The following is a 6,481-nucleotide window of genomic DNA, read 5'->3' as shown; positions in this document are numbered from 1 at the left end:
GCCGCTTCCCCTGTTTGAGGTGTGGCAGTTGCTGAGTCGTTCGGGTTCTGTGCCGATCGGGGTCCATTTGTGGACAGTGTCCGCTCTTCGATGAGAACAGACAGCACCTCTGCCTCGGCCTCGGTGACTTTCCCCTCCCCGTAGGCACGCCACAGCAGCGCCGTCACGGACGGCAGGGTGATTCGGCTCGCGGCCTCGATGGCGCGCCTCAACTCGTCGGCAAACATGGTCCTCGGCCCCGTGAAAGGGCCGCAACAGGTCGTTCCGGGCCGCCGCAGAGGCGTCCGGTCCACAAGGCAAAGCCTCATCGTCGCGGGAATTGGCGTTCCCGCTTGACGCCTAGGGCGTCTTCATGGCTTGTGAGGGGAGCAAGGGGCCTCACAGGCCATCTCGATTTTCGACGGCCCTCCAGTTTGGCGACTGGGGGGCCGTTGGCTTTTCAGGGGTCGACTTGCGGCGGCGTGATCTCCTGATGGTGCCGGCGACTCGCGCAAGGCGCGCATCAGCCGGACATGGCATGTCGGCCGGGTCACACGGTTAAGTCAACGTCAGGGAATGATTAGCGCGACCATGCCGGCCGGACCTTCGACCCTCGCAGACCTGCGCAAGGCCGGCATCATCACCAGCCAAGAGGTTGTCGCGGCGATCGACCTCTACCTGCGAGATCCGGCGGCTGGGCCCTACCGCTTCGCCAGCGGGCACAGCATCAACATCGCGGCACTCGTGAACGCCACGCCGGCCTTCGGAGCGGTCGACCGCGCAGGGCCGCAGGAGAAGGCCTTCCGAACCGTGCTGGCCGCTGCTGTCATGTCGGCCATTCCGACCGCGCCTTGAGCCACCACCGCCCCTGGTATTCTGTGATCTGCATCCAGACGACGAACCGGCCAGTGTGACGTCGCTACCCTAGTCTCGACCGCCACCACGTGGCACCTCGCCAGCATGACAAAGCGAGATGCGCTGACCTGTGAAGTGCAGGTGAATGGGACATGGCGCGCCATGAGCTTGGATGATGCCGCGGTCTATCATCCGGCGGACCTGAAGCGCTGCCCGACCTGTCATGGGCGGGTGATGATCCTCGGTGCCTACAGCGGCCCCAACGTTCGGCGGTCCATGTCACATCGGAGATCGCATAGCGGCTGCCCTCGGCAGAAAGATACGTACTCCGGCACGCCGTCCCTGCACCCGCAGGCGCTGAGGTAACCCCAGCCCGCAGGTACGCTCATAGATTTGCGCCTCAGAACCTACTTGCACTCGCGCCGCCTAGAATACCCGTGAGTTCGCCAAAAACAGGCCCTGGAGCCGGTTTCGCCGCTTGGCTGAGGTCACTAGGCTTTCCGTCACAACGGCCGCTGACGGGCCGTTTCTGACGCTTGGCTGTTGACTCGCTGATTATGACGCGCAATGCTCACGGTCGAGACGAATACTGTCTCAGAAACGACAAAAGCCGGGTCATCACCCCGGCTCTTGTCTCAACCGCAATGGGTCCTAGAAGACTTGCGGCTGTCGCTTAGTAGCACGTGCATTCTGCGCGCGGGCGATCGCTTGTCAAGTTTTCTGGGACCCTTTCCGTAAGGGACCAGAGATGCTGAAACCGGATCGTGCCCCCTGCCATAAGCTGACTTTTGAGGAGGCGGTGCAGATACACCTACGCCTACTCTCGGGCGAGATGTACAGCCGCATCGCGGCTTCCTACGACGTGAACCAAGGACGGATTGCCGACGTAAAGTTCGGCCGCTTGCACCCATCTAGTTACGAGGAAGCCACGCGCCGCGCGGATCGTTGAAACGACCATTCGCGCTCATTAAAACAGTCCGCCCTGGCCCTGGCCGGAGCGGGCCTGGAAACTCCGTTGCGTCACTTCATAATTGGCTTCACGAAAACCAAGGCCAAGCGGCAGCTTCCGACCCAACCCGGAAGGGAACGGCGTGAGCTGCGCCGCTCGTAAGCAGACGTTTCGGCCTTACCGGCGAGCTTCGGTCGCCATCCTGACGGCCAGCGCGGCCAGCACTGTCCCCATCACCCAACGCTGCACAACGGCAAACGACGGGCGTCGCGTGAGGAACAGCGCAATGGAGCCTGCCGAGATGGCGATAGCCGCGTTGACTAAAACGCTGATGACAATTTGGGTCGAGCCAAGAGCGAGGGCTTGGCCCAGCACGCTGCCCCGCGCCGGATCGATGAATTGCGGCAGCAGCGACAGATACATGACCGCGATCTTCGGGTTCAACAGATTAGTCAGGAAGCCCATCAGGAACAGTTTGGCTGGGCCATCCTTCGGCAGATCCTTGACCTGAAATGGCGAACGACCGCCGGGCCGGACGGCCTGCCACGCAAGCCACAGCAGGTATGCTGCGCCCGCGATGCGGATCGCGTCGTAGGCGTAGGGCACCGCCAGCACGAGCGCTGTGATGCCGAATGCGGCGCAGAGCATGTAGACGACGAAGCCAAGCGCCACGCCGCCGAGCGAGATCAAACCTGCCGTCCGGCCTTGGCAGATCGAACGTGAAATAAGGTAGACCATGTTCGGCCCCGGCGTCAGGACCATGCCCAGCGCGACGGCTGCGAAGGCGAGGAGGTTGCTCAATTCAGGCATCGTCGTCCCTGATCAGGAGGATGCCCAGACGCGCGGCGCTATGCACTCGCGCTCCCCGATGGTGTCCCATCTCAAGCGTCAGTCACGCGAGGTGGGCTATTCCTAACCTCGTAATGTATGCGTGGGAAGCCTTGGCCGTATCACGTCTGCTTTTGGCGTTTCGCGACCGGTGAGCAGACAGTCTCAAAACCACCCTAAGCGGCTATTCCGGAGGCGACCCAACTGCGACGTTCCGTCGATCATGGTCATTGCCCAATAGCGGTCATTCGTTGGTCGTCCGGCAATTTCGGCTTGGGTTGGAACGCCGCCGCTCGCGTTCGCGATGCCTTCAATCAGAGCAAGCACAGTGAGCAACGATCCGCTCTGCAATTTGATCTGCCCTGAGGGGTGTCTCGGGGTGATCGTGCAGCAGCGCCGCTTGGGGCATTTCGGGGTGTTCAGCCTCGCCCAGATCCTGGACCAAGCCAAGGCCACCATTACCCGTGATCGCGCGAATGCCTTCGGCGCCGTCGCTGTTCGCGCCGCTCAGCACGATCCCAACGACGCGCTTGCCGTAAGACTCGGCTGCCGAAATGAACAACGGATCGGCCGCCGGACGTGAGAAGTGTATCTTGGGGCCCTTATCAAGAAGGATCGCACCGAAGCCCAATCGCATGTGGTGGTCGGGTGGTGCGACGTAGATCCGGCCACGGTCAATAACCTCCCCGTGTCGCCCGAAGGCTGCCGGGAGGCTGCTGTGCGAATTGAGGATGTCGGGGAGGATGCTCGGGTTCGCCCCGATGTGCTGGACGACGAACACGGAGGCGCGGAAGTTGGTCGGCAAAGCCTCGATGATCCGCACAAGCGGTTTGAGGCCGCCAGCAGAGATAGCGATGACGATGATGGCGCTCATTTCCCAGCGATAATCACCGTAGCGAGCGCGGGTTCGGTTGAGTCTGCCCGAACGGCCCCACAAGGATCGCGAGTTGAGGCGCTGCTGATGTCTGCTTCAGCCAACTCCCGCCCGAGAGCAGACCGGCGGAAATCCACCCCAACCGGCCATTCAGCTTGCCACTCAACCCGGCCGCCTGCACGACCCTCGACTCTTCCTGGAAGCGGACGTTGGTCGACCGTTGGCAATTCCGGTTCGGCCACTCAGGGCAATCATCCTCGACGTGTGGCGTCCATCGCGCATAGTTTCCGCATGAGCCCGACACCCCGCATCGGACCTGATGTCGCCCCGCGATCGCCCGGCGGGGAACTCCGAAGCGGCATTCCCGCCGTTGCCGGTCCCTACCCGGTCCGCTCAGGCAACTTGGTGCGACCCCTCGTGGATGGTGGTCCAGCCTTTCGGCGCATTGCAGAGGCGATTGAGGCGGCACGGCACAGTGTTTGGCTGACCGTCACGTTCTACGCGCACGACTTCCAATTCGCGGACGGACGCTGCCTTTTCGACGCTCTGGACGATGCCGTGGCGCGCGGGCTTGACGTGCGCGTGCTGTTCTGGCGGCCGAACCCAGAGAGCAGCCGTTACGGCCGTACCTTCCCAGGTTCGGACAACGACCGCGAACAGCTGCGTGGCCGGGGGGCTCGGTTCGCCATTCGTTGGGATCGGGCTGGGACAGCGTACTGCCAGCACCAGAAGTCATGGCTGCTTGATGCAGGCCATTCTACCGAGACCGCGTTCGTCGGCGGCATCAACCTGACCGCGAAAGCGCTCGGCTCGCCGGGGCATCAGGAGGGCGGACAACACGACGTTTACGTCGAGGTCACCGGTCCGTCCGCCACAGACGTGCATCACAACTTCGTCCAGCGTTGGAACGAAGCGAGCGAGAGGAACCGCGCAGATGGTACATGGGAGGCGGCTGATGTGTCGTCACTCCCGTTCCCAGTTCGCTCCTCAGCGCCGCGAGGCGTGAGCGTTGTGCAGATACAGCGCATGGTGCCACCGGGTCGCTATGAGGACGGTAGCGCCACGCCCGGCGGGCAGCCCTACGCGATCCAGGCGGGGGAACGAACGATCCTGGAGCAATACGAGCGGGCGATCGATGCCGCGCGATCGACCATCTACATTGAGAACCAAGCGCTGCCGGTGCCATCGCTCGCCGGAAGGCTAGGGGCGGCGCTACAGCGTGGAGTGCAAGTCGTATTGCTCGTTCCCACCGAACCAGAGGGATGGGTCCGAGCGGCTCGCCGCGACCCTACTCGCGCAGCGTTGTTTGAGAGCATCGAGGCGCTCGATCAGCATGAGAACTTCGTGTTCGCTGGCCTAAGAGTAGCGGATGGCGGTGGAGGGCACGCCGTCTACGTCCATGCCAAGGTCATGCTGATCGACGATGCGTGGGCAACGATCGGCTCGTGCAACCTGCACGCAAACTCACTTGGGGGGCACGTAGAACTGAACGTCTCCATATGGGACGAGAACGTTGTACGAGCGCTGCGCTGCGAGTTGTTGGCGGAGCATCTGGGGCAGGACACATCCGGCCTCGACGATCGCGCTGCTATGCGGCTCTACGGTGAGGTGGCATGCGCTAACCGTTGCGGACCGACCCTCGGCGTGGGTTCGCCTGGGATAGCCATCGCTTTGAACGCGGCGGACTACGGTCGGTAATCGCCCGCTCGTTATGGTGTCAGAGGATGGGAGTGCAGTCGCATGAGCCTGCGATGGCTCGGGGGTAAGCGGGATAGCCGTGTCTGCTTCGGAAAATTCAGACCCGAAAGCAGACTGGCTGAATTCCACCCCAAGCAGACCTCGGCATCAGGCCCGCTCCAGCGGGTCGAGGAGGAGCGTGCCGATTGCCATTCGGTAGTTCCACCGAGAAGGTTGTTCCTCTGCGCTGGCTATACCGTCCGAAGCCATGGTAGCGCCCTCCTCGACTTAGCCAGAGAGGAAGCGATGCGCGGGCAATCGGGACTGGCTGCCGTTCTGTTGGTCGGGCTCGCGACGCTGTCGGCTCAAGCCACCGACGCTCCTATCACCCGTACCCCACTACAATCCGCCGAGACGCCCGAGGCCGCGCATAGCGCACAGAGTTACCTCGTGAGCGTCGCCCCACATGCCGTTGTGGCTAGGCACACGCATCCGGGCGTGGAGATGGGCTATTGCGTTTCTGGTGGCCTGACTGTGTCGGTGGCGGGTCAGCCGGATCGACAGATCAAGGCCGGCGACTCGTGGGTTTTCCCGGTCGGTACGCCGCACAGCCTGGCCAATACCGGAGAGGTACCCGCGCAGCTCGTGGTTACCTTCGTCGTCGAGAAGGACAAGCCGCTGTCCAGCCCTGCTCCCTGAGGGATCGGCTACGCCGGCTCGCTCGTGACTTGTCACCGCACGATCCGAACGGCCGGCTCCAGCACGTAGGGTGAGCCGGGCAGGTGTAGGCCGCTGCCCTCGACCCGAACGGCGATCTCGTAGCCCTGTCGCGGCCTGAGTAGGTGCGGTGGTAGGGCCAGCACGAAGCCGCACCGGCCGAGCCCATAGCCCGCGACCTCCAGGTCCTCACGGTACTGATCCGCCGTGCATCGGCCCAGCACCTGCGAGCCGATTGCCACGACGAGCGGTACCGGCACGTCCGGCGTGCCGCTCTCCCACGCCCAGCCGACGATCCGCCGGTGGGTCAGGGTGCCGACGTGCCCGAGCAGCGCCACCGGCTGCTCACGCTGCCAGGAGCGCCGTCCACGCGCCGGCCGCGTCCACCGCCATCGCGCAGATCCTCAGGCCGTCGGCCGAGCGGCGCACCTCGACGGTGTGTGCCGCACCGGGTGCTAGAGGCTCGTCGAGATTGAACTCGAAGCCGTGGCGGCCGTCGCCTACGCCCGCCGCCGCGATGTCGGCACGGTACTGCTCGGCCAGCGTCATCGCCACGACCACGCCATCGACCACGATGTCGAGGCACACCGGGGCGTCCGGGT

General features: G+C 63.8%; 6 protein-coding genes, 2 pseudogenes and 1 riboswitch. Of the genes and pseudogenes, 3 read left to right on the top strand and 5 right to left on the bottom strand.

What is annotated here, in order from left to right:
- A pseudogene (locus MKK75_RS05455) lies at positions 1 to 227 on the bottom strand (helix-turn-helix domain-containing protein); the annotation flags it as partial.
- Between the two features lie 343 nt (positions 228 to 570).
- On the opposite strand from MKK75_RS05455, the gene MKK75_RS05450 reads away from it, so the two are divergent.
- Positions 571 to 834, top strand: a complete 264-nt coding sequence (locus MKK75_RS05450; protein ID WP_244041610.1) for a hypothetical protein — start codon at positions 571 to 573, stop codon at positions 832 to 834.
- A gap of 1,126 nt (positions 835 to 1,960) precedes the next feature.
- On the opposite strand, the gene MKK75_RS05445 is transcribed toward MKK75_RS05450, so the two are convergent.
- Together MKK75_RS05445 and MKK75_RS05440 are read right to left on the bottom strand one after the other, a co-directional pair.
- A complete protein-coding gene (locus tag MKK75_RS05445; protein ID WP_244041609.1) occupies positions 1,961 to 2,593 on the bottom strand; it encodes a LysE family translocator in 633 nt (210 codons plus the stop codon).
- A gap of 15 nt (positions 2,594 to 2,608) precedes the next feature.
- Positions 2,609 to 2,689, bottom strand: a riboswitch (ZMP/ZTP riboswitch).
- A gap of 232 nt (positions 2,690 to 2,921) precedes the next feature.
- Positions 2,922 to 3,485 carry a chemotaxis protein CheB gene (locus MKK75_RS05440; protein ID WP_244041608.1) on the bottom strand — a complete coding sequence of 188 codons (564 nt, stop codon included), beginning with the start codon at positions 3,483 to 3,485 and terminating at the stop codon, positions 2,922 to 2,924.
- A 417-nt stretch (positions 3,486 to 3,902) separates the two neighbouring features.
- Between MKK75_RS05440 and MKK75_RS05435 the strand changes: the two genes are divergently transcribed.
- Entirely contained in the window at positions 3,903 to 5,183 is a 1,281-nt protein-coding gene (locus MKK75_RS05435) for a phospholipase D-like domain-containing protein (protein WP_244041607.1), read from the top strand.
- Positions 5,184 to 5,225: 42 nt separating this feature from the next.
- The gene (locus MKK75_RS05430) at positions 5,226 to 5,861 is read left to right on the top strand and encodes a cupin domain-containing protein (RefSeq protein WP_244041606.1); all 636 of its coding nucleotides are present in this window, start codon (positions 5,226 to 5,228) and stop codon (positions 5,859 to 5,861) included.
- A 32-nt stretch (positions 5,862 to 5,893) separates the two neighbouring features.
- On the opposite strand, the gene MKK75_RS05425 is transcribed toward MKK75_RS05430, so the two are convergent.
- Together MKK75_RS05425 and MKK75_RS05420 are read right to left on the bottom strand one after the other, a co-directional pair.
- Positions 5,894 to 6,217, bottom strand: coding sequence for a hypothetical protein (locus MKK75_RS05425; RefSeq protein ID WP_244041605.1), 324 nt, complete (start codon positions 6,215 to 6,217; stop codon positions 5,894 to 5,896).
- A 7-nt stretch (positions 6,218 to 6,224) separates the two neighbouring features.
- A pseudogene (locus MKK75_RS05420) lies at positions 6,225 to 6,481 on the bottom strand (Hint domain protein); the annotation flags it as partial.

The organism is Methylobacterium sp. J-030, assembly GCF_022829545.1.
Taxonomy (GTDB): Bacteria; Pseudomonadota; Alphaproteobacteria; order Rhizobiales; family Beijerinckiaceae; genus Methylobacterium.
Note: the sequence above shows the minus strand (reverse complement) of the source record. Positions and strands in the feature narration are given on the sequence as shown.